Source organism: Streptomyces sp. NPDC003635, assembly GCF_053587635.1.
On record NZ_JBSFOK010000018.1, the window covers coordinates 128,638 to 149,213 of the forward strand.

20 protein-coding genes are annotated in these 20,576 nt (G+C 71.4%); 9 read left to right on the top strand and 11 right to left on the bottom strand.

Going from position 1 to position 20,576, the window contains the following annotated elements; genetic code table 11:
* Positions 1-2: 2 nt before the first annotated feature.
* The 6 genes from araD to ACWDRW_RS19195 form a co-directional block, all read right to left on the bottom strand.
* On the bottom strand, positions 3-1,733 hold the full coding sequence (araD, locus tag ACWDRW_RS19170; protein WP_451724623.1) for an L-arabinonate dehydratase: 1,731 nt from the start codon (positions 1,731-1,733) through the stop codon (positions 3-5).
* A complete protein-coding gene (locus tag ACWDRW_RS19175; RefSeq protein WP_451724624.1) occupies positions 1,721-2,632 on the bottom strand; it encodes a dihydrodipicolinate synthase family protein in 912 nt (303 codons plus the stop codon). Before ACWDRW_RS19175 ends, araD begins: the two co-directional genes overlap by 13 nt.
* The gene (locus tag ACWDRW_RS19180; RefSeq protein ID WP_451724625.1) at positions 2,629-3,285 is read right to left on the bottom strand and encodes a GntR family transcriptional regulator; all 657 of its coding nucleotides are present in this window, start codon (positions 3,283-3,285) and stop codon (positions 2,629-2,631) included. Before ACWDRW_RS19180 ends, ACWDRW_RS19175 begins: the two co-directional genes overlap by 4 nt.
* A 246-nt stretch (positions 3,286-3,531) precedes the next feature.
* Positions 3,532-4,116: a TIGR03086 family metal-binding protein gene (locus ACWDRW_RS19185; protein ID WP_451724627.1), complete on the bottom strand. Its 585-nt coding sequence runs from the start codon at positions 4,114-4,116 to the stop codon at positions 3,532-3,534.
* Between the two features lie 118 nt (positions 4,117-4,234).
* Complete coding sequence (locus ACWDRW_RS19190) at positions 4,235-4,606, bottom strand: peptidase inhibitor family I36 protein (RefSeq protein ID WP_451724628.1); 372 nt, start codon at positions 4,604-4,606, stop codon at positions 4,235-4,237.
* The gene (locus ACWDRW_RS19195; RefSeq protein WP_451724630.1) at positions 4,603-5,073 is read right to left on the bottom strand and encodes a hypothetical protein; all 471 of its coding nucleotides are present in this window, start codon (positions 5,071-5,073) and stop codon (positions 4,603-4,605) included. Before ACWDRW_RS19195 ends, ACWDRW_RS19190 begins: the two co-directional genes overlap by 4 nt.
* A gap of 178 nt (positions 5,074-5,251) precedes the next feature.
* On the opposite strand from ACWDRW_RS19195, the gene ACWDRW_RS19200 reads away from it, so the two are divergent.
* Positions 5,252-6,472, top strand: coding sequence for an MFS transporter (locus tag ACWDRW_RS19200; protein WP_451724632.1), 1,221 nt, complete (start codon positions 5,252-5,254; stop codon positions 6,470-6,472).
* On the opposite strand, the gene ACWDRW_RS19205 is transcribed toward ACWDRW_RS19200, so the two are convergent.
* Both ACWDRW_RS19205 and ACWDRW_RS19210 read right to left on the bottom strand, forming a co-directional pair.
* The gene (locus ACWDRW_RS19205) at positions 6,409-7,566 is read right to left on the bottom strand and encodes a hypothetical protein (protein ID WP_451724633.1); all 1,158 of its coding nucleotides are present in this window, start codon (positions 7,564-7,566) and stop codon (positions 6,409-6,411) included. The genes ACWDRW_RS19200 and ACWDRW_RS19205 overlap by 64 nt on opposite strands.
* Entirely contained in the window at positions 7,563-8,507 is a 945-nt protein-coding gene (locus ACWDRW_RS19210; RefSeq protein ID WP_451724636.1) for a 5-dehydro-4-deoxyglucarate dehydratase, read from the bottom strand. The genes ACWDRW_RS19205 and ACWDRW_RS19210 overlap by 4 nt, the downstream gene beginning before the upstream one ends.
* A 193-nt stretch (positions 8,508-8,700) precedes the next feature.
* Between ACWDRW_RS19210 and ACWDRW_RS19215 the strand changes: the two genes are divergently transcribed.
* The 8 genes from ACWDRW_RS19215 (at position 8,701) to ACWDRW_RS19250 (ending at position 16,390) form a co-directional block, all read left to right on the top strand.
* Positions 8,701-9,510, top strand: a complete 810-nt coding sequence (locus ACWDRW_RS19215; protein ID WP_451724637.1) for an NAD-dependent epimerase/dehydratase family protein — start codon at positions 8,701-8,703, stop codon at positions 9,508-9,510.
* Positions 9,511-9,837: 327 nt separating this feature from the next.
* The gene (locus ACWDRW_RS19220) at positions 9,838-10,605 is read left to right on the top strand and encodes a DeoR/GlpR family DNA-binding transcription regulator (protein WP_451724638.1); all 768 of its coding nucleotides are present in this window, start codon (positions 9,838-9,840) and stop codon (positions 10,603-10,605) included.
* A gap of 102 nt (positions 10,606-10,707) precedes the next feature.
* Positions 10,708-12,075, top strand: coding sequence for an ABC transporter substrate-binding protein (locus tag ACWDRW_RS19225; RefSeq protein ID WP_451724641.1), 1,368 nt, complete (start codon positions 10,708-10,710; stop codon positions 12,073-12,075).
* Positions 12,072-13,013 (top strand): carbohydrate ABC transporter permease, encoded by a 942-nt coding sequence (locus ACWDRW_RS19230; RefSeq protein WP_451724642.1) that lies wholly within the window; start codon positions 12,072-12,074, stop codon positions 13,011-13,013. The genes ACWDRW_RS19225 and ACWDRW_RS19230 overlap by 4 nt, the downstream gene beginning before the upstream one ends.
* Positions 13,010-13,834: a carbohydrate ABC transporter permease gene (locus ACWDRW_RS19235; RefSeq protein ID WP_451724644.1), complete on the top strand. Its 825-nt coding sequence runs from the start codon at positions 13,010-13,012 to the stop codon at positions 13,832-13,834. The genes ACWDRW_RS19230 and ACWDRW_RS19235 overlap by 4 nt, the downstream gene beginning before the upstream one ends.
* Positions 13,831-14,820 carry a zinc-dependent alcohol dehydrogenase family protein gene (locus ACWDRW_RS19240; protein ID WP_451724646.1) on the top strand — a complete coding sequence of 330 codons (990 nt, stop codon included), beginning with the start codon at positions 13,831-13,833 and terminating at the stop codon, positions 14,818-14,820. The genes ACWDRW_RS19235 and ACWDRW_RS19240 overlap by 4 nt, the downstream gene beginning before the upstream one ends.
* A 71-nt stretch (positions 14,821-14,891) precedes the next feature.
* Positions 14,892-15,113 (top strand): hypothetical protein, encoded by a 222-nt coding sequence (locus ACWDRW_RS19245; protein ID WP_451724648.1) that lies wholly within the window; start codon positions 14,892-14,894, stop codon positions 15,111-15,113.
* A 65-nt stretch (positions 15,114-15,178) separates the two neighbouring features.
* On the top strand, positions 15,179-16,390 hold the full coding sequence (locus ACWDRW_RS19250) for a TerD family protein (protein WP_451724668.1): 1,212 nt from the start codon (positions 15,179-15,181) through the stop codon (positions 16,388-16,390).
* Between the two features lie 93 nt (positions 16,391-16,483).
* Here the strand turns inward: ACWDRW_RS19250 and ACWDRW_RS19255 are convergent, their stop codons facing one another.
* From ACWDRW_RS19255 to ACWDRW_RS19265, 3 genes are all read right to left on the bottom strand, one after another.
* Positions 16,484-18,067 carry a TROVE domain-containing protein gene (locus ACWDRW_RS19255; RefSeq protein WP_451724649.1) on the bottom strand — a complete coding sequence of 528 codons (1,584 nt, stop codon included), beginning with the start codon at positions 18,065-18,067 and terminating at the stop codon, positions 16,484-16,486.
* Positions 18,068-18,418: 351 nt separating this feature from the next.
* Positions 18,419-19,867, bottom strand: coding sequence for an alkaline phosphatase PhoX (locus ACWDRW_RS19260; protein WP_451724650.1), 1,449 nt, complete (start codon positions 19,865-19,867; stop codon positions 18,419-18,421).
* Between the two features lie 160 nt (positions 19,868-20,027).
* Positions 20,028-20,510 (bottom strand): hypothetical protein, encoded by a 483-nt coding sequence (locus tag ACWDRW_RS19265; protein WP_451724651.1) that lies wholly within the window; start codon positions 20,508-20,510, stop codon positions 20,028-20,030.
* Between the last annotated feature and the right edge of the window lie 66 nt (positions 20,511-20,576).

The following is a 20,576-nucleotide window of genomic DNA, read 5'->3' on the forward strand; positions in this document are numbered from 1 at the left end:
GTTCAGCCCGCGTAGGGGTCCGCCACCCTGCCCGGGCGGGCGAGGAACTCGAAGTCGCAGCCGGTGTCGGCCTGCGTGATCTGCTCGTTGTAGAGCGCGCCGTAGCCGCGCTCGTAGCGAACGGGCGGCGGGGTCCACTCCGCCCTGCGTCGCTCCAACTCCTGCTCTCCGACGTGGAGATGGAGGCTGCGCGCCTCGACGTCCAGCGTGATCGGGTCGCCCGTGCGGACGAGGGCGAGCGGTCCGCCGATGTACGACTCGGGCGCCACGTGCAGCGCGCAGGCGCCGTAACTGGTGCCGCTCATCCGGGCGTCGGAGATCCGGACCATGTCACGGACGCCTTGCTTGAGCAGGTGCTCGGGGATGGGGAGCATGCCGTACTCGGGCATGCCGGGGCCGCCCTTGGGGCCGGCGTTGCGCAGCACCAGCACACTGTCGGCGGTGATGCCCAGCGAGAGGTCGTTGATGGTGCGCTGCATGGTCTTGTAGTCGTCGAAGACGACCGCGGGACCGGTGTGCTTGAGCAGGTGCGGCTCGGCGGAGATGTGCTTGATGACGGCGCCGTCCGGGCAGAGGTTGCCGCGCAGTACGGCGACCCCGCCCTCGCTCGCGACGGGGTTGTCGCGGGGCCGGATGACGTCGGCGTCGTGCACCTGGGCGCCGGCGATCTGCTCGCCCAGGGTGCCGTTGACCGTGGGCCGGTCCAGGTGCAGCAGGTCGGTGATGCGGGAGAGGAAGGCGGGGAGGCCACCGGCGAAGTGGAAGTCCTCCATGAGGTAGGTCTGTCCGCCGGGCCGGACGTTGGCGAGCACGGGGACCGTACGGGCGATGCGGTCGAAGTCGTCGAGGGTGAGCTCGATCCCCGCCCGCCCCGCCATGGCGATCAGATGGATGACCGCGTTGGTGGAGCCACCGAGCCCGAGCACGGTGGTGACGGCGTCCTCGAAGGCCTCCCGGGTGAGGATCCCGGACGGCTTGAGCCCGCTCCAGGCCAGGTCCACCGCCCGGCGCCCGGAGGCGGCGGCCATCCGCTCGTGCCCGGAGTCGACGGCCGGGATCGAGGAGGCGCCGGGCAGCGTCATGCCGAGGGCCTCCGCCGCCGCGGTCATCGTGGACGCGGTGCCCATGGTCATGCAGTGACCGGGACTCCTGGCCAACCCGCCCTGCAGCTCTCGCAGTTCACAGTCGGTCAGATTGCCGGCGCGGTGCTCGTCCCAGTACTTCCACATGTCGGTACCGGACCCGAGGGTCGCACCCCGCCAGTGCCCCGGCAGCATCGGTCCGGCCGGCACGAAGAGCGAGGGGACGTCGGCCGAGGCCGCGCCCATGAGCAGGGCGGGCGTCGACTTGTCGCAGCCGCCGAGCAGTACCGCCGCGTCGACGGGATACGAGCGCAGCAGCTCCTCGGTCTCCATCGCGAGGAGGTTGCGGTAGAGCATCGGGGTCGGTTTCTGGTAGGTCTCCGAGAGGGTGGAGACCGGGAACTCGAGCGGGAAGCCCCCGGCCTGCCACACGCCCCGCTTGACCGCCTGTGCGCGCTCGCGCAGGTGGACGTGACAGGGGTTGATGTCGGACCAGGTGTTGAGGACGGCGATCACCGGACGGCCCCGGTACTCCTCGTCCTCGTACCCCAGTTGACGCATCCGGGCGTTGTGCGACCAGGTGCGCAGCTGGCCCTCGGTGCCGTACCACTGATGGCTTCTGAGCTCTTGCGGCGCCTTCACAGGGACCATCCGGCGGCTATCGCGGCGACCTCGGCGCGGTCGTCCTCGGGCAGCGGCTTGCTCGGCGGGCGGACGTCGCGGCGGCACAGGCCGAGGGAGGCGAGGGCCTCCTTGACGACGGTGACGTTGTTGGCGGAGCCGTTGGCGGCACGCAGTTCCTCGAAGCGGCGGATCTGCTCCCAGACCTTCATGGCGGCCGGGTAGTCCCCCGATCGAAGCGCTTCGATCATGTTCAGCGAAACGGCCGGGGCGACGTTCACCAGCCCCGAGGTGAAGCCGGTGGCGCCCGCGGAGAAGTAGGAGGGGGCGTAGGGCTCGGCGAGCCCGGCCACCCAGACGAACCGCTCCAGGCCCGCGTCCCGGGCGAAGGCGGCGAACTTGGCGGCGTCCGGCACGGCGTACTTGACGCCGACGACGTTCGGGCAGGAGTCGGCGAGTTCGGCGAGCCGCCCGCCGGTGAGCTGCGCGTTGCGGATGTACGGGACGACGCCCAGCTCGGGCACGGCCGCGGCGATGGCGCGGTGGTAGTCGACCCAGCCGTCCTGCGAGACGTAGGGGTGGACGGGCTGATGGACCATCACCATCGCGGCGCCCAGCTCACGGGCATGCTGGGCGGAGGCGACGGCGGTGGGCAGGTCGTGGCCGACGCCGACGAGGATCACGGCGCGGTCGCCGGCCTCGTCGACGGTCAGCTCGGTGACGAGCCGGCGTTCCTGGGGCGTGAGGGCGTAGAACTCGCCGGTGTTGCCGTTGGGGGTGAGGGTCCGGATCCCCCCGTCGAGCAGCCGGCGCAACAGGGCCCGGTGGACGTCCTGGTCGACGCTGCCGTCCTCGGCGAAGGGGGTCACCGGGATCGACACCACGTCGGCCAGGGCCGCCCGCTGGGTCTCGAACGTCACGCCGCTCATTCCTGACCTTCCTGTTCCGGCGCCTCGGGGAACGCCCGCTCGACGAAGGACGCGATGTGCGCGTGCAGCGCGGAGGCGGCCCCGTCCGCGTCGCCCTCGAGGGCGAGCCGCAGGATCTCGCGGTGCTCCGCGGCCTCCCGCTCCCAGGAGGGCGAGGCGGCCCAGGCGACGGCGGAGACGAGGGCGGCCTGGTCACGGACCTCGTCGAGCATCCGGCCGAGCAGCGGGTTGCCGCAGGGCAGGTACAGGGCGCGGTGGAACTCCCGGTTGGCCAGGGAGCGTTCGGCGGTGTCGGTGGCGACGTCGGCCCGGGTGAGGGCGTCGCGGGCGGCGTCCAGCGAGGCGCCCCGCCGGACGGCCCGCTTCAGCGCCTCGGGTTCGAGGAGCAGCCGCACGTCGTAGACCTCGCGCGCCATGTCCGCGTCCACCATGCGCACCGTGACGCCCTTGTACTGGCTCATCACGACGAGCCCGGTCCCGGCGAGCGTCTTGAGCGCCTCGCGCACCGGGGTCTTGGACACCCCGAACTGCGCGGCGAGCTCGGCCTCCACCAAGGCCTGGCCCGGCGTCAACCGGCCGGTGAGGATACGGCGTTTGATCTCCTCCAGCACGAACTGCGTGCGGGAGGGGATCGGCGTGGGCACAGAGGTCATGCGCGCCTCTCGGATCTCACATATCGCGTCTCATATATGACGTACGAAGTACGACGCGATGAAAGTAGGAGCGTCCCCGTGTTTTCGTCAATGCTTCTGACAAAGGAAGTTCGGACGGCGTGGACCTCTCGCACGCGGGAATCGCACCTTCGCGCACGTCCCCGTACGGGCGCCCCCCCCACACACGGCGGCGCCCCCGCCCCGGAGGAGAGGTCCGGAGCAGGGGCGGTCGGGCGGGGTGGCCCGCTACGGCTTCCACTGCGGGTCCCGCCCGCTCAGTCCCACCGCCCGGTCCAGCAGGGACGCGCTGTCGGGGACAGGGACGACGGGGCCGAAGATCTCGCCGCGGCCGGGATCGTCCACCGAGGCGAGGAGGAAGGCGTGGCAGGCCTGGAGCGCGGCCGGGTCGGGGACGTAGGGAAGGCCCGTGGCGCGGGCCAGATCCCAGCCGTGAACGACCAGTTCGTCGATCGCCACGGCACCGGCGACCTCGCCGGGCAGGTCCACCCCGCCCGCGCGGGTCATCCCGGTCCAGGCGGCCGGGTCCCGCCAGGCCTCGGCGAGTTCGGCGAGGACCTCGGGCAGTTCCTCGCGCCAGCCGGGACCGATGTCCGGGACGGACTCGCCGGGGCTGGTGTCGGTCGTGGGGCCGAACCGCTTGCGCCCGGCGTCACGGAAGGCGACGGACAGCTGCAGCAGGTGCGCCAGCAGGTTGCGTACGGCAAGCTCCGGGCACGGCGTCGGGTCCGCCAGCTGCTCGTCGCTCACCTCGCCGGCGAGGTGAGCCAGGACGTGGGTCTGGGGTCCGAGATCGATGGTCGAGTCCGTCATCCGTCGCTCCTCAGCGTTTCCGGGGTGGCCGTGAAGGCCGGGGTGTTCGTGAAGGCCGGGTGGTCCTGAGGGGTGGACCGCTCGCACCCCGGAAACTCATCGCCGGGAGCGTGGGGGGTCAGCAGCCCGTGGCCCAGGTGTGGGAGTCCCCGTCGTCGTTGGCGGCGCCGTTGTAGTTCACCTCCTGGCCGGGGGCGAGGCAGAGGGTCATGTGTCCGCCCTGGTTGGCCGAGGAGTAGACCTTGACGTAGCTGGGGATGCCCGGGCCCTCGATCCCGTGGTTCGCCCAGGAGGAGTCCTCGTCGGCGATGTAGCTCTCCCACCAGTCGTCGTCGCCCGACCAGTTGGCGCGCTGCCCCTGGTAGTCGGCGTTCTCCCAGGCGCAGAAGTTGCCGCTGGGGCAGTCGGCGGCCGAGGCCGTGGCGGAGGTGGCGAGGGGGGTGCCGGCGGCGAGGAGCAGCGCGGCGGCCAGCAGGACGGGCTTCTTCATCGGGACGTGCCTTTCTCGTGGGCGGACTTCAGGAGGGACCGGGCGGTGCGGACTGCGTGCGCCCGCAGCTCCCGGTAGGCGTTCCGTTCGGTTTCCGGCGCCTTGGCTCTGAGGTTGTTGACGGTGGTGGACGCGCGGAACCAGCGCTCCTGGTCGCCGTAGAGCCGCTGCTGGGCCCGGGCGAGGCAGCCGTCGGTGTGCTGGCCGATCTGGTGGCCGCTGGGCAGCGTGAGCGTGAGTTCGGCGCGTCCGGTGCCGAACAGCGCGTCGCTGACCCGGCGTTGCTCGTCGGCGTCGGCCGGGCGTCGGTCCGGGCGGGGCGGGGTGAGGCCCTGGGCGGTCAGGCAGCGGTCGGTGAGCAGCAGTTGCGCGGTTCTGACGGTGTCGTCCGGGGTGAGCGGTGCGGCCCGCGGGGCCGCGCAGGCGGTGAGGGCGCACAGGGCGGTGAGCAGGACGACGGCGCGCATGATCATCCCAACCGCGGCAAAGGCCGCAGGTCACGGCGGGGGCCGGCCGTTCACCCGGGTGAGCGACAGGGGCATCCGGGCGCCGTACGGCCCGTTCCGGAAGGCCGTTGATCTCGCGCCGCTTCTAAGGCACCTGCCCGATCCCGACCTGACCGCCTTAGAGCCACGCTGAGCAGGCATGACGACGCGATGGACCCTGTTCCCCGTCCTGCGCGACCGCATCGCGGGGCGCTGTCTCGCCGGGGTCGTGATCTCCGGCTTCGGGACCTCGGCGCTGTGGCTGGTGTCGGGAGTGTGGGTGAAGGACCTCACCGGCTCGGACGCTCTCGCCGCGCTGTGCGTGCTCGCGATGTGGGCCCCCACCCTGGCGGGCCCGCTGCTCGGCACCCTCGCCGACCGCACCCGCCGCGCACCCCTGCTGATCACCACGAACCTGCTGCTCGCGATCCTTCTGCTCACCCTTCTCGCCGTGGACGCCCCCGCCGACCTGTGGCTGCTGTTCACGGTCCTTTTCGTGTACGGCGCCGCGGGCGTCGTCCAGGACGCGACCGAGTCGGCCCTCGTCGCCTCCGCCGTGCCGGGGCCCCTGCTCGGCGACTTCAACGGCCTGCGCATGACGGCGAACGAGGGCATGAAGATCCTCGCCCCGCCCGCCGGCGCCGCCCTCTACGCGCTCCACGGCGGCGCGAGCGTCGCCGTGCTGGACGCCCTCACCTTCCTGGCCGCCGCCGGCCTGTACGCCTCCCTGCGCGTCCGGGAGCCCCGGCCGGAACCGTCCACCACGGACCGGCGTACCGGCGCCCGGTACCTCTGGTCCCGCCCCCGGATGCGCCTGCTGACCCTGACCGGCGGCGCCACCATGTTCTTCGCCGGGGTCGGCGGTGCCCTGATCTGGTCGGTCGTCGAGGCGCTCGGCCACTCCCCCGCCTACGCGGGTGTGCTGTACGCCGCCCAGGGCGCCGGCTCGGTGGCGGTGGGCGTGGTGTCGGGCCCCGCACTGCGCCGGCTGGGCACGCACCGGTTCGGCGCGTACGGTGTCGCGCTGTTCGGCGTCGCGGTGGCCCTGCGCGCGGTCCCCTCCGACCCGCTGGCCCTGGTGTGCAGCGCGGCGATCGGCGCGGGGCTGCCCGCTGTGCTGATCGCCGCGCTCACCCACGTCCAGCAGGAGACTCCGGGCCCGCTGCTGGGCCGGGTCACCGCGACCGCCAACACGCTGGTGTTCACCCCGAACGTGATCGGCCTCGCCGCGGGCGCCGCGCTCGTCGGACCGGTGGACCACCGGCTGCTGCTGGCCGTGACGGGCGCGGCCCTGCTGGTCACGGCCGTACCCCTGCTTCAGTCCCCGGCGAGCGCCGAGCGCACCAGCTCCAGGTCCCGGTCGGACGCCAACCCAACGTGATACAGCCGCAGTTCGGTCGCCCCGAGGTCACGGGCGCGTGCCGCGTCCGCCGCCAGGGTGCCCGGACTGCCGCCCATCCCGGAGACCACCGTGAAGTTGGCGGCGAGCACCCCGCGCCCTTGGTCCGCGAACGGCCTCAGCAGTTCGGGACCGCCCGTGCAGGGCACCACCACGCCGTCCGCGACGGACAGTACGCGGGCCGGATCCACGCCGGCGTTGGCCCCGCAGTGGTACGGCACCGGATCGGCGTGCAGCAGCACCTGGAAGCCGGCCGGGGCGGCGGCGCGTACGGCGGAGACGGCCGCCTCCTGGAGCGTACGGGCGGTCTCGTCGCGCCACGCGCGCGTGGCCGTCGCGGTGTCCTCCCCGAGCAGCTTCTCGACGCCGGCCCACCCCTCGTCGGCTGCCGTGCCCTGCCACTGCGGCTCCAGCGCGGCCCGTACGAGGGCCGCCAGTTCGTCCGCGTCCAGGCCCTGGGCGCCGTACCCCTGTCGGCAGACCGGGCAGAAGCACAGGGACATGAGGTACTGCCCGGCCTCGCCGAGTCCGACTCCGCCGGTCTTGTCGTGGGCGTGCAGGTGGGCGAGGCCGTACCAGCCGAGGGACTCCAGTTCGGTGCCCCGCGCCCCGGGCCGTACGGCGGCCTCCGCGGCCAGGTCCGTCAGATAGGCGCGCGTGGCGGGCTGCGCGATGCACGGCGCCCACGGGTAGCGGTCCCCGTAGGCGTTGACGACGGAGGTGTCCGGATGCTCGGCGCCCAGGCGGGAGTTGTGGGCGAGCACGACCCAGGTGTGCACCTCGAGACCGGCCTGCGCGAGCGCGTCCGCCGCCTCGCCGTAGGCGTCGCCGGGCGCCCAGTCACCGGCCGCGTAGGGGCTCAGTTCCCGCCCCTGCCACCGCTCGTCCGCCGGGTACAGCACGGCCGCGTGTTCGGCGGTGACGATGCGGTGGCGCGGGTGGCGGGGGGTCAGCGCGCGCGTGGAGTGGTAGGCGGCGGCCAGGGTCACCTGCCGTACTCCGAGGGCGGCGATCCGCCCGGGCGCCGCGGGGTCGCCGTTGACGTCCCAGGGGTAGACGAATGCCGACGCCTTCACTGGCCGTCCTCCTCCAGGAGCGCGTGGCCGCGCTCGATCAGCAGAGCGAGTTGCTTGACATGGTCCTCGGTCGGCTCCTGCAGCGGCGGGCGGACCTCCCCGACGTCCAGGCCGCGCAGCCGGACGCCCGCCTTGACCAGCGCCACGGCGTAACCCCGGCCCTGGGCGCGCAGTTCGACGAACGGCCGGTAGAAGCCGTCCAGCAGGCGGCGCACGGTGGCGTCGTCGCCGTGCCGCAGAGCCTGGTGGAAGGCGAGGGCCAGTTCGGGGGCGAAGCAGAACACGGCAGACGAGTAGAGGGTGATGCCGAGGGCGCGGTAGGCGGGCTGGGTCTGTTCGGCGGTCGGCAGCCCGTTGAAGTAGAGGAAGTCGCCGGGGACCTCGGTGCGGACGGTGCTGACGATGCGCTGCATGAGGTCCAGGTCGCCGAGGCCGTCCTTGAACCCGACGATCCCGTCCGTGCGGGCCAGTTCGACGACCGTCCGCGGGGTGAACACGGCGTTGTCGCGCTGGTAGACGATCACGGGCAGGGCGGTGGCGGCGGCGACCTCGCGGTAGTGCCGCAGCAGCCCCTCCTGCGCGGCGAGCACCAGGTACGGGGGCATGGCGAGCAGCCCGTCGGCTCCGGCGGACTCGGCGAGCCGCGCGTACCGCACGGCCAGCGCGGTCCCGTACCCGGCGCCCGCCACGACCGGCACCCGGCCCGCTGTCTCCTCCACGGCCGCGCGGACGCAGCGCTCGTACTCCTCGGGGGTCAGCGCGTGGAACTCCCCGGTGCCGCAGCAGGCGAAGACGGCGGCGGCACCGGCGTCGACGCCGCGGCGGACATGCTCGCGGTAGACGTCGAGATCGATGGCGCCCTCGGCGTCGTAGGCGGTGACGGGGAAGAACAGCGGCCCGCTGGGGATGCCCAGTCGAGCGGCGAGGTCGGCTGGCGTCACAGGCACTCCCTAGAACGGGTCCATCACGGCGGCGTGCACGAGCGATGTGCAGGTCTCTGATCAGAGTTTATGTTTATGAACGCAAGGTTCGCCACCCTTGACGAGTCAGGATGATGATCCATAGCTTGTCCATGAATGTGAATACCGTGCAGTCATACGGCCGTCCACTCTCGTCTACCCAAGGAGACCGAGGATGCCAGCGCCCCGCACCGTTCTGCTCACCGGCGCAGCCGGCGGACTCGGCACCCTGATGCGGGACCTGCTTCCCGCGTACGGCTACGCACTGCGCCTGCTCGATCTGCGCCCGATCGAGGGCGAGCCCGACGCGATCGTCGCGGACCTCGCCGACAAGGAGGCGCTGCGCGAGGCCGTCCGGGGGGTGGACGCGATCATCCATCTCGCGGGCATCTCCCTGGAAGCCCCGTTCGAGAAGATCCTCAGGGCCAACATCGAGGGCACGTACAACCTGTACGAGGCCGCTCGCGAGGAGGGTGTCGCCCGTGTCGTCTTCGCCTCCTCCAACCACGCGGTCGGCTTCACACCCCGCCCCCGGGGCGGGGACCCGCTGATCCCGATCGACACCCCGCGCCGCCCGGACACCTTCTACGGCCTGTCCAAGTCCTTCGGCGAGGATCTGGCCCAGTTCTACTGGGACAAGTACGGCCTGGAGACCGTGTCGGTCCGCATCGGCTCCTGCTTCGCCGAGCCGACCAGCGTCCGCATGCTGTCGGTGTGGATGAGCCCCGCCGACGGCGCCCGCCTCCTGCACGCGGCCCTGACCGCCGAGGAGGTCGGCCACACGGTCGTCTACGGCTCCTCCGCCAACACCCGCCTGTGGTGGGACCTCACCACGGCCCGCGCCCTCGGCTACGACCCCCAGGACGACTCCGAACCCTACGCCGAGAAGCTGATCGCGGAACAGGGCGACCTGGACCCGGCCAACGAGTCCCAGGCCTACCTGGGCGGCCACTTCGTGAACGACCCCCCGATCTGGCCGTACTGACCGAAAAGAGCGCGCGGGAAGGGCGGACGGGCGGAGAACGGGCCCGTCCGCCCACCCATTCGGGCACGGAGGAAGGACCGGCCGATCCTTCCGGCGTACGGCGGGGCAGTACCGGTGAAGGGGCGCGGGGAACCGCGCGACCAGCTACGACGAACCAGCGGCCGAGAGCCGGGCGCACCCCCCGAGCCCATAGTCGCCCCAAGACCGAACGGGCACACCCGGTCAGCAATCGGCCCGCAACAGACCTGGTCACCGCCACACGCCCGCTGTAGAACTTCCTGCATGAGCCCGAACGGGCACTCACACAGGAAGGCGGGTGACGAGAAGATGACCAGAACCGCGGAAGAACGCCAGCGAGAAATCATCCGCGCCGCCCGCACCCACGGCTCCGTCGACGTCAACGCCCTCGCCGAGGAACTGGGCGTGGCCAGGGAGACCGTACGCCGAGACCTCCGCGCCCTCGAGGACCACGGCCTCGTCCGCCGCACCCACGGCGGCGCCTACCCCGTGGAGAGCGCCGGTTTCGAGACCACGCTCGCCTTCCGCGCCACCAGCCACGTCCCCGAGAAGCGCAGGATCGCGGCCGCCGCGGCCGAACTGCTCGGGGACGCCGAGACCGTCTTCGTCGACGAGGGCTTCACCCCCCAGCTCATCGCCGAGGCGCTCCCCCGGGACCGGCCGCTGACCGTGGTCACCGCGTCCCTGCCGGTCGCGGGCACGCTGGCGGAGGCGGAGAACGTCTCGGTGCTGCTGCTGGGCGGCCGGGTCCGGTCCGGCACGCTGGCGACCGTGGACCACTGGACGACGAAGATGCTGGCCGGGTTCGTCATCGACCTGGCGTTCATCGGCGCCAACGGCATCTCCCGCGAACACGGGCTGACCACCCCCGACCCCGCGGTCAGCGAGGTCAAGGCGCAGGCCGTACGCGCCTCCCGGCGGACCGTGTTCGCGGGCGTGCACACCAAGTTCGGCGCGGTCAGCTTCTGCCGCTTCACGGACGTCGGCGCGCTGGAGGCGATCGTGACGAGCACGCTGCTGCCGTCGGCGGAGGCGCACCGCTACTCCCTGCTGGGCCCGCAGGTCATCCGGGTCTGAGATTCCCCGGACCCCTGCATCCGACATTCAAACTGACACCCGCAAGGGGCCTCGCCACACCCAGAGGCACCCCTTATATCCCCATACGTCCAGGAGCGATCCATGCGAACCCAGAGCCGACGGAGGCCGCGAGCCACGCTCGCCACGGCCGCCGCAGGGACGCTGCTCACCCCGCTGCTCGCCGGCTGCTGGGCGGGCGCGGGCGGGGCCGGATCGGGCGGTGACTCGATCAACGTCCTGATGGTCAACAACCCCCAGATGGTGGAGCTGCAAAAGCTCGCGCCCCACTTCACCGAAGAGACCGGCATCAAGGTCAACTTCACCGTCCTGCCCGAGAACGACGTCCGCGACAAGATCAGCCAGGACTTCGCCAACCAGGCCGGCCAGTACGACGTCGCCACCCTCTCCAACTACGAGATACCGATCTACGCCCGCAACGACTGGCTCAAGGAGATGGACTCCTACGTCGCAAAGGACCCCGAGTACGACGAACAGGACGTGCTGGGGCCGATGCGCGAGTCGCTGACCGGCGACGACGGAAAGCTCTACGGCCAGCCCTTCTACGGCGAGTCGTCCTTCCTGATGTACCGCAAGGACGTCTTCGAGAAGGAGGGCCTGACCATGCCCGCGCACCCCACCTGGCAACAGGTCGCCGACCTGGCCGCGAAGGTGGACGGCGCCGAGCCGGGCATGAAGGGCATCTGTCTGCGCGGCCTGCCCGGCTGGGGCGAGGTCATGGCACCGCTCACCACGGTCGTGAACACCTTCGGCGGCACCTGGTTCGACGAGAACTGGAAGGCCCGTCTCGACTCCCCGGAATGGGAAAAGGCGACGAAGTTCTATGTCGACCTGGTCCGTGAGCACGGCGAGTCCGGCGCAGCCCAGTCCGGCTTCGCCGAGTGCCTCAACAACATGACCCAGGGCAAGGTCGCCATGTGGTACGACGCCACCTCCGCGGCCGGTTCCCTGGAGTCCGCCGACTCCCCGGTCAAGGGCAAGGTCGGCTACGCGCCCGCCCCGGTCGAGAAGACCGACTCCTCGGGCTGGCTCTACACCTGGGCCTGGGGCATCCAGGACGCCTCCCGCAACCCCGACAAGGCCTGGGAGTTCGTCTCCTGGGCGTCGAGCAAGCAGTACGAGCAACTCGTCGGCGACGAGATCGGCTGGTCGAACGTACCGGCGGGCAAGCGCGCCTCCACCTACGCCAACCCGGCGTACCGCGCGGAGGCCGCCGCCTTCCAGGAGATGACCAAGGAGGCCATCGAGGGCGCCCGCCCGAAGGACCCGGGGGTGCAGCCGCGCCCGGCACCCGGCATCCAGTTCGTCGGCATCCCCGAGTTCACCGATCTCGGCACCAAGGTCTCCCAGGAGATCAGCGCGGCCATCGCCGGACGCCAGTCCGTCGAGTCGGCCCTGAAGAAGGCACAGGAGCTCGCCGAGAAGATCTCCGAGGAGTACGAGGGACGATGACCGCGACGACCACCGCTCCGACAGCCGCGCCTTCCGTGGCGCGCGCCGAGAAACGCCCCTCGGACCGCCTGCGCGCATGGGCCACCCGGGCCCCGCTCCTCCCCGCGCTCATCTTCATGATCGCGGTGACCCAGCTGCCGTTCGTGGCGACGCTGGTGATCTCCTTCTTCGACTGGAACTCCCTCTACCCGGACGCCCGCAGCTTCACCGGCCTCGCCAACTACGAGGAGGTCCTCACCGACCCCGATCTGCGCCGCTCGGTCTGGACGACGGTCCTGCTGACAGTGGCCGTGGTCCTGGCGAGCCTGATCCTGGGCCTGGCCCTCGCCCTGCTGCTGGACCGCAGGTTCAAGGGCAGAGGGGTGGTCCGCACGCTTCTGATCGCGCCCTTCCTGGTGGTCCCGGTGGCGGCGGCCCTGCTCTGGAAGCACGTCCTGTACAACCCCGAATACGGCCTGTTCAACGGCCTGTTGCACTACGTGGGCGGCCCACAGCCGGACTGGATCTCCAACACACCGCTGCTGGCCGTGGAGGCGGCCCTGGTCTGGCAGTGGACCCCGTTCATGATGTTGATCCTGCTGGCGGGGCTGCAGAGCCGGGACCAGCAGCAGATCGAGGCCGCGAGGGTGGACGGCGCGAGCGACTGGCAGATCTTCCGCCATCTGACCCTCCCACACCTGCGCAGATACCTGGAGCTGGGCGCCCTGCTGGGCTCGATCTACATCGTCCAGAACTTCGACGCCGTCTTCACCATCACCTCGGGCGGCCTGGGCACGGCGAACCTGCCGTACACCGTCTACCAGAGCTTCTACCAGGCCCATGAGAACGGCCTCGCCTCGGCGGCCGGCGTCCTGGTGGTCATCGGCTCGATCATCATCGCGACCTTCGCGCTGCGGGTCGTCTCGTCCCTGTTCCGCGAGGAGGCCTCCCGCGCATGAACGCCGTACGCAGAAACGGACTCGGCCTGCTGGCCTGGGCCGTGGGAATCCTGTTCTTCCTGCCCATCGCCTGGATGGCCCTGACGTCCTTCCACTCGGAGGAGGACGCGGCGACGAACCCGCCGTCCTTCGGCGCGGCACTCACCCTGGACGGCTACCGCGAGTTCTTCGGCACGGGCGGCGGGGCGACCCCGTGGCCGTCGCTGATCAACTCGATGGTGGCGTCCGTCGGTTCGACACTCCTGGTCCTGCTGCTCGCCCTCCCCGCGGCCTACGCGCTGTCGATCCGCCCGGTGAAGAAGTGGACGGACGTCCTGTTCTTCTTCCTGTCGACGAAGATGCTCCCGGTGGTGGCGGGTCTGCTGCCGATCTATCTCTTCGCCAAGAACACGGGTCTGCTGGACAACATCTGGCTGCTGGTCCTCCTCTACACCTCGATGAACCTGCCGATCGCGGTCTGGATGATGCAGTCGTTCCTCTCCGAGGTACCGGTGGCGGTGATCGAGGCGGCCCGCGTGGACGGCGCGAAGCTGCCGACGATCCTCGCCCGGGTGGTCGCCCCGATCGCCCTCCCCGGCATCGCCGCGACAGCCCTGATCTGCTTCATCTTCAGCTGGAACGAGCTGCTGTTCGCGAGGGTGCTGACGGGCGTCGTGGCCGAGACCGCCCCCGTCTTCCTGACCGGCTTCATCACCAGCCAGGGCCTGTTCCTGGCGAAGGTGTGCGCCGCCTCGCTCGTCATCTCCCTGCCGGTGCTCGCCGCGGGGTTCGCCGCCCAGGACAAACTGGTCCAGGGCCTGTCGTTGGGAGCCGTGAAATGAAGGCCGCCGTCATCGAGTCCGTGGGCAAGGCCGTGGTCGCCGAGGTCCCGGATCCGACGCCGGGCCCGCGCCAGGTCGTCGTGGAGGTCGCCGCCTGCGGCCTGTGCGGCACGGATCTGCACATCCTCCAGGGCGAGTTCGCCCCGAAGCTGCCGATCGTGCCCGGGCACGAGTTCGCCGGCGAGGTGGTGGGCCTGGGCACCGAGGTCACGGAGCTCAGGGTCGGCGACCGGGTGGCGGTGGACCCGTCCCTCTACTGCCACGAGTGCCGCTACTGCCGTACGGGGCACAACAACCTCTGCGAACGCTGGGCGGCCATCGGCGTGACGACGGCGGGCGGTGCGGCCCGCTACGCGGTGGCCCCCGTGGCGAACTGCGTGAAGCTCCCCGACCACGTCCGCACGCAGGACGCGGCACTGGTGGAACCGCTGTCGTGCGCGGTGCGCGGTTACGACGTCCTCCAGTCCCGCCTCGGCGCGCACGTCCTGATCTACGGCTCGGGCACGATGGGCCTGATGATGCTGGAGCTGGCGAAGCGGACGGGGGCGGCGAGCGTGGACGTGGTGGACGTGAACCCGCGGCGACTGGAAACGGCCCGGCACCTCGGCGTCTCGGCGGCGGCGGCGAACCCGGACGAACTGGACCGTCCGCAGGGCTGGGACCTGGTGGTGGACGCAACGGGCAACGCGGCGGCGATCCAGGACGGCCTGGGCAGGGTGGCGAAGGCGGGCACGTTTCTGCAGTTCGGTGTGGCCGACTACGCGACCCGGGTCGAGATCGACCCCTACCGCATCTACAACCAGGAGATCACCATCACCGGCTCCATGGCGGTCCTCCACAGCTTCGAACGAGCGGCGGAACTCTTCGCGAACGGCGTGCTGAACCCCGACATCTTCATCAGCGACCGCATCCCCCTGGACCGGTACCCGGAGGCACTGGACCAGTTCGCTGCCGGGGTGGGCCGAAAGATCGTGGTGGTCCCGTAGGTTCCGCGGCCCCTCGGGGTGCCCCCGAAAACCATTCGGGCGCACCCCCGACCCGCGCCTACCATCCCCCCATGCCCCGACCCCGCGGCTTCGACTACGCCGCCCACCCCGACGGCACCGTCCGCATCACCCACGCCGGACACCCCGCGACCACCCTCCGCGGCGCGCGAGCCCAGCAGTTCCTCGACGAGGTCACGACCTCCGACCCCCAGCTCGTCATGGCCCGCTGGACCGGGAACTACAAGCGCGGCAACGAGCGAACCGCCCGCAACCACCCCCGCAACCGCCGATGACCCGATCGGTCCCCTGGTAAGGGAACGGTAAAGCGCCCCCGCTCGTTCACTGGGGCATGACAGCTATGACCCCCGGCTCGAACATCCCTCTCTCCACCGCGCGCGTGACGGTGGACGTCGCCGCCCCGGTGCGGCTCGACGTATCGGGCCTGCTGCTCACCGCCGACGGCAAGGTGCGCTCGGACGAGGACTTCATCTTCTACAACCAGCCGAACGGCCCGGGTGTCACCTACCGCTCGGGCGGCGGCTCCGCCCCCGACGCGATCACGGTCGACACCACCACCGTGCCCCCCGGCATCGAGAAGATCGTCGTCACCGCCAGCCCGGACGCCGCCGGCCAGACCTTCCAGGGCATCGAACCCACGGCGACCATCCGCAACGCCGACGACAACAGCGTCCTCGCCACCTTCACCCCGCCCCAGCTCGGCACCGAGACCGCCCTGGTCATCGTCGAGATCTACCTCCGCAACGGCGCCTGGAAGGCCCGAGCCGTCGGCCAGGGCTACGCCAACGGCCTGGCCGGCATCGCCACCGACTTCGGCGTGACGGTCGAGGAGCCCGCCCCGGCACCGGCGAGCGCCCCCGTCGCCCCGCCCCAGCCCACCATGCAGCCCCCGGTCGCCCCGCCCACGCAGCCCGCCCCGCAGATGGCGACCCCGCCGCCCCCGGCCGCACCCCCCGCTCCCGCCCCGGGCGCCGGGAAGATCAACCTCGACAAGGGCCGGGTCAGCCTCCAGAAGAACCAGACCGTCTCCCTCGTCAAGGGCGGCCGCCCGCTGCTCTCCCAGGTCAAGATGGGCCTCGGCTGGGAGCCCGCGTACCGCGGCAAGGACATCGACCTGGACGCCTCGGTCATCGCCTACGGCCCGCAGCGCAACCACATCGACAGCTGCTACTTCGGCAAGCTGCAGATCGTGAACGGCGCGATCCGCCACTCGGGCGACAACCTCACCGGCGAGGGCGGCGGCGACGACGAGGTCATCACCGTGGACCTGGGCCGCCTCCCGCAGGACGTCACCGGCCTGGTCTTCACCGTGAACTCCTTCTCCGGCCAGAAGTTCACCGAGGTCGCCAAGGCCTACTGCCGCCTCATGGACGCCACGACCGGCGAGGAGCTGGTCCGCTTCGACCTCACCTCCGCCGAACCCCAGACCGGGGTGATGATGGCCAAGCTCATCCGCCAGTTCTCGGGCGAGTGGGAGATGACGGCCATGGGCGACTTCGTGAAGTCCCGCACGGTCCGCGGCATGGTCAAGCCCGCGGCCCAGGCGCTCTGACGACATTCCGGGCGCCCTCTGCAGCGGGGGCGCCCGGCGGCGAAGTGGCCCGCACCCCCGTGAAGTGCGGGCCACGCTCATGCGGCTCGGGCCTCAGACAGCCCAGGGCCAGTCCGCGTCCCGGGCGGCCTCCAGCAGCGGCACCATCCGGAAACCGGCGTCCGAGAGGCCGCCGAAGGTGTGCCGGTTTCCCTCGCCCGACGGGCCGTGGCCCGCGCGGTAGCCGGCGAGGTTCCAGGTGTACACCGGGATGTGCGCCGGGACCTGCTCGGTCGGGCCGCCGTGGCGGTTGTGCGCGTACTGCTCGTCCGTGACGATCAGCACCCGGTCGTGCTTGCGGTAGTGCCGGCGCACCGCGCCCGTGGTGTCGGTGCCGCCCAGGTCCCCGAAGCGCTCCAGGATCCTCAGCACCGACTCGCCCTTGCGGTACTTCACCCGGTTGCTCGTCGTGCCGAACTCGACGAGATCCGCGTCCGCCGCCCGCAGCGCGAGCGCCGTGCCGAAGATCGCCGCCGCGTCGGCCCGGTTGAGCTCCGAGCGGTCCGAGAGCCGCGAGTAGAACATCGAGCCCGAGCGGTCGACGAGCACCAGGGTCCGCCCGGCCAGCGCGGGCACCTGGGCCAGCGAGTGGCCGAGCGCCTGCTCCAGCGGGTACGACCAACGCAGCGACGGCGCGTGCCGGTACGCGGCGAGGTAGCGGAAGGGGAACTGCCGCGACCGTGCGACCTCCGCCGGGTCGCTGATCCGGGCGGCGACCTGGGCCGCCACCTCGTCCGAGACACCGGCCTCGTCGAAGTTGCGCAGGTTCCGCACGAGCGCCATCGGGCCCATCGACTGGATGACGGCCTCCCAGGCCGCCTTGTCCATCGGGCCCTGGAGCCAGCCGGCCAGCGCTTCCCACGTCATCCCGGCCGCCGCGAGCCGCTCGGCACCGCCGTCCGAGGTCAGGACCGCGCGCCGGTCCGCCACGGGCAGCGCCATCAGCTCGCGGTGGGCGACCAGCGTCCTGTTGGACGCGGGAGGCACCGCGGTGTCCGGGTTGTGCCGACGGTCCAGGGCGTACTGGAACAGCTCGCCCTGCCACGCCTTCGCCGGGTCCGGCGCCGCGTGCACGAGGTTGAGGATGTCACCGAAGCGGTAGCCCTTGGACGCGGTGTCGTACTTCAGCAGCGACTTGCCGCTGTACAGACGTCGTACGGCGTCGGCGATGCCCCGCTTCACGGGCTTGGGGACGTTACGGCCGTACCGTGCCGTCCAGTACGCGAGCAGCTCGCCGGGCTCGTCCGGCCGCTGCAGCACCGAGTCGACGACCTGCCGGTTCGACGGTCCCTCGGTCGCGCCGGCCTCGAGGCGTGCCTTCACGTACTCGGCGGCGCCCACGACGGCGGCGGTGCGGAGGTTGCCCTCGCCGCGCAGCCAGCCGAGCAGGCCCGCCGTCCACGCCGGGTCGGTGACGGCCAGCTCCCGGACCAGGGTCTGGAACCGGTCGTCGCGGTCCGCGCCGGACTCGTAGAAGGTCTTCTGCGAGACGAAGTTGGAGACCGCGAGCAGGAAGAGCTCGGAGCGCGGGTCGCGCTCACGGCCGCGGCCGCCCTCGTAGGTCCGCAGCACGCGGCCCGTGGAGGTCACCCGCGAGGTCGGCTGGGCCTTCGCGGTCCGGATGTTGAAGCGGGACATGCTGAATTCCCCCCGAATTCATGATTGTTGTTCCGGAGGAAGGCACAGCGAATGGTGGATGCCCGAGATCAGGAGTCGGCGACGGAACAGTCAGATGCTCTATCCGATTGAGCTACATCGACCCGAAGTCGATGACGGGACTCGAACCCGCAACACTCCGATCCCATGAAGTAACCGTTGCCTGCGCACCGGGCACCCACCATGAGCTGCGCCTCCCGAGATCAAGTCGGCGGCGGCATGGGATTCTTTGACAGAGAAGTAGCCGCTGCCATCGCACCGGGAGGTGCGTGACGTCGTGATCTCACTGTAGGAGGCGCAGCTTCGGTGGGGCGAGCCAATTAATTCCGGGAATTACCGCCCCTGACGCTTCCACGGCCCCGTGATGGCGAGCATGATGCCCGGGTCCTGGATGTTGGCGTACAGGGTGCGGCCCTTGGGCGAGAAGGTGACGCCGGTGAACTCGCTGTACTCGGGCTCCTCCTCGGTGCCGATGTTCAGCTCGTTGCGGGCGATCGGGTAGGTGCGGCCGCGGTCGGTGGCGCCGAAGAGGTGCTGGACGCCCTCGCCGTCCTCGGCGATGATCAGGCCGCCGTACGGGGAGACGGTGATGTTGTCGGGACCGTCCAGGGCGCCGTCCTGGGACGGGTCGGCGTTCACGCCGAGGAGGACCTTCAGGGTCAGGGTGCGGCGCTTGGGGTCGTAGAACCACACCTGGCCGTCGTGCGGCCGGCCGGGGCTCTCGGCGCGGGCGTAGGAGGAGACGATGTACGCGCCGCCGTCGCCCCACCACATGCCCTCCAGCTTGCGGCAGCGGGTGATCCGGCCGGTGGTGAACTGCTTGCGCACGGACGTGGTCCTCGCGTCACGGTCCGGGACGTCGATCCAGTCCACGCCGTACACCGTGCCGATCCTGGTGGCGCGCGAGAGGTCGTCGACGAACTGGCCGCCGGAGTCGAAGCACTTGAAGGCCTGGAGCCTGCCCGCGTCGTCGGCGAGGGTGCGGAACCTGCCGCGGCCGTGCTCGTAACCCGCGGGCGGCGTCCAGCGGTACAGCAGGCCGTTGGGGTTGGAGGCGTCCTCGGTCAGATAGGCGTGGCCGCGCTTGGGGTCGATGACGACGGCCTCGTGGGCGTAGCGGCCGAGGGCCTTGATCGGCTTGGGGTCCCTGTTGGCGCGCCGGTCGATCGGGTCGACCTCGAAGACGTAGCCGTGGTCCTTGGTCATGCCCCGGGCGCCGGCCTTGTCCTCGGTCTCCTCGCAGGTGAGCCAGGTGTCCCAAGGGGTGCTGCCACCGGCGCAGTTGGTGGAGGTGCCGGCGATGCCGACCCACTCGGCGACCTTGCCGCCGGGGCGCACCTCGACGACCGTGCAACCGCCTGCGGCGGCCGGGTCGTAGACCAGGCCCTCGGCGAGCGGGACGGGATGGTCCGCGTCGGCGTAGGCACCGCCGATCTCGTGGTTGTTGACCAGCAGGGTGGTCCCGCGCGGGCCCGCGAAGGCGGCGGTGCCGTCGTGGTGGGAGGGCGTGGACTCGCCCGACTCCAGCGTCGTCCTGCCGGTGTGGGTGATGACGCGGTACGAGAACCCGGCGGGCAGCGCGAGGATGCCGTCCGGGTCGGGGAGCAGGGGCCCGTACCCGATGCCGATGTGCCGGCTCGCCTCGTCCGCGCCCTCGGTGACGGGCTCGGTGGAGGCGAGGGCGTTCGGGGCGGTGGCGAGGGCGCCGACACTGCCCGCCAGTGCCACACCGGCTCCGGTGATCGCGGACGTTCTGGCGAAGTCCCTGCGGGTGAGCGACATGCTGTCTCCTGTGACGGTGGGTGTGCCGTGGAGGGTGGCGGACCTCGGTTCCGCGTCACCGTCCCGCCCCCGCCTGAACGGCGGTTGAACACCGGGCGACCGCACCGGACCGGGTTCCCGCCATCCGGCCGGAGCGGCGGCGCACCCGACGACCGCTGCCTCACATGCCCAGCACCGCCACCGCCACCCCGCAGCACAGCATCACGCCCGTCCAGGGCATGGCCCGCAGCAGATGGCGGTTCTTGGCGTGCGCGATGACGCCCAGCAGGCGTGCCATGTCCCAGAGTTGGGCGCACAGCTCGCGCGGGTCGGCGGCCGGCGGGATGTCCAGGCCCATGAAGCCGAACGGGCTGAGCGGCAGCGGTACGCGCAGCCGGGGCCGCATGGCCCGGGCGAGGTGGTAGCCGGACACCACGAAGGTGACGGCGAACAGGGCCAGTGCCGCGTCCGTGAGCGGCCCCTGCCGGTGCCGGTCGCCGTTGCCGAGGGTGGTCACCACGGCGACCACGCCTCCGGTGTGCACCACCAGCATGCTGTTGATCTTCGCGTCGGCCTCCTGGACGTAGCCCTGGAAGGCCGACAGCGCCCCGAGCCCCGCGGCCACGGCGATCTCCATCGCCCGCCCACCCCCGTACTCCGACATCGACGCCCCCTGCCCGGCTCCCGTGCCACCAGGGTGCGGCGCCCGCGATGCCGAGGCGGTATCGCC

What these genes read in the sequence shown, in the direction of transcription:
- ACWDRW_RS19185 (WP_451724627.1), bottom strand. Translation starts at nt 4,116, where the DNA reads ATGACGGACTCGACCATCGATCTCGGACCCCAGACCCACGTCCTGGCT.
- ACWDRW_RS19240 (WP_451724646.1), top strand. Translation starts at nt 13,831, where the DNA reads ATGAAGGCCGCCGTCATCGAGTCCGTGGGCAAGGCCGTGGTCGCCGAG.
- araD (WP_451724623.1), bottom strand. Translation starts at nt 1,733, where the DNA reads ATGGTCCCTGTGAAGGCGCCGCAAGAGCTCAGAAGCCATCAGTGGTAC.
- ACWDRW_RS19200 (WP_451724632.1), top strand. Translation starts at nt 5,252, where the DNA reads ATGACGACGCGATGGACCCTGTTCCCCGTCCTGCGCGACCGCATCGCG.
- ACWDRW_RS19175 (WP_451724624.1), bottom strand. Translation starts at nt 2,632, where the DNA reads ATGAGCGGCGTGACGTTCGAGACCCAGCGGGCGGCCCTGGCCGACGTG.
- ACWDRW_RS19225 (WP_451724641.1), top strand. Translation starts at nt 10,708, where the DNA reads ATGCGAACCCAGAGCCGACGGAGGCCGCGAGCCACGCTCGCCACGGCC.
- ACWDRW_RS19215 (WP_451724637.1), top strand. Translation starts at nt 8,701, where the DNA reads ATGCCAGCGCCCCGCACCGTTCTGCTCACCGGCGCAGCCGGCGGACTC.
- ACWDRW_RS19220 (WP_451724638.1), top strand. Translation starts at nt 9,838, where the DNA reads ATGACCAGAACCGCGGAAGAACGCCAGCGAGAAATCATCCGCGCCGCC.
- ACWDRW_RS19190 (WP_451724628.1), bottom strand. Translation starts at nt 4,606, where the DNA reads ATGAAGAAGCCCGTCCTGCTGGCCGCCGCGCTGCTCCTCGCCGCCGGC.
- ACWDRW_RS19180 (WP_451724625.1), bottom strand. Translation starts at nt 3,285, where the DNA reads ATGACCTCTGTGCCCACGCCGATCCCCTCCCGCACGCAGTTCGTGCTG.
- ACWDRW_RS19260 (WP_451724650.1), bottom strand. Translation starts at nt 19,867, where the DNA reads ATGTCGCTCACCCGCAGGGACTTCGCCAGAACGTCCGCGATCACCGGA.
- ACWDRW_RS19245 (WP_451724648.1), top strand. Translation starts at nt 14,892, where the DNA reads ATGCCCCGACCCCGCGGCTTCGACTACGCCGCCCACCCCGACGGCACC.
- ACWDRW_RS19250 (WP_451724668.1), top strand. Translation starts at nt 15,179, where the DNA reads ATGACCCCCGGCTCGAACATCCCTCTCTCCACCGCGCGCGTGACGGTG.
- ACWDRW_RS19265 (WP_451724651.1), bottom strand. Translation starts at nt 20,510, where the DNA reads ATGTCGGAGTACGGGGGTGGGCGGGCGATGGAGATCGCCGTGGCCGCG.
- ACWDRW_RS19195 (WP_451724630.1), bottom strand. Translation starts at nt 5,073, where the DNA reads ATGCGCGCCGTCGTCCTGCTCACCGCCCTGTGCGCCCTCACCGCCTGC.
- ACWDRW_RS19230 (WP_451724642.1), top strand. Translation starts at nt 12,072, where the DNA reads ATGACCGCGACGACCACCGCTCCGACAGCCGCGCCTTCCGTGGCGCGC.
- ACWDRW_RS19235 (WP_451724644.1), top strand. Translation starts at nt 13,010, where the DNA reads ATGAACGCCGTACGCAGAAACGGACTCGGCCTGCTGGCCTGGGCCGTG.
- ACWDRW_RS19255 (WP_451724649.1), bottom strand. Translation starts at nt 18,067, where the DNA reads ATGTCCCGCTTCAACATCCGGACCGCGAAGGCCCAGCCGACCTCGCGG.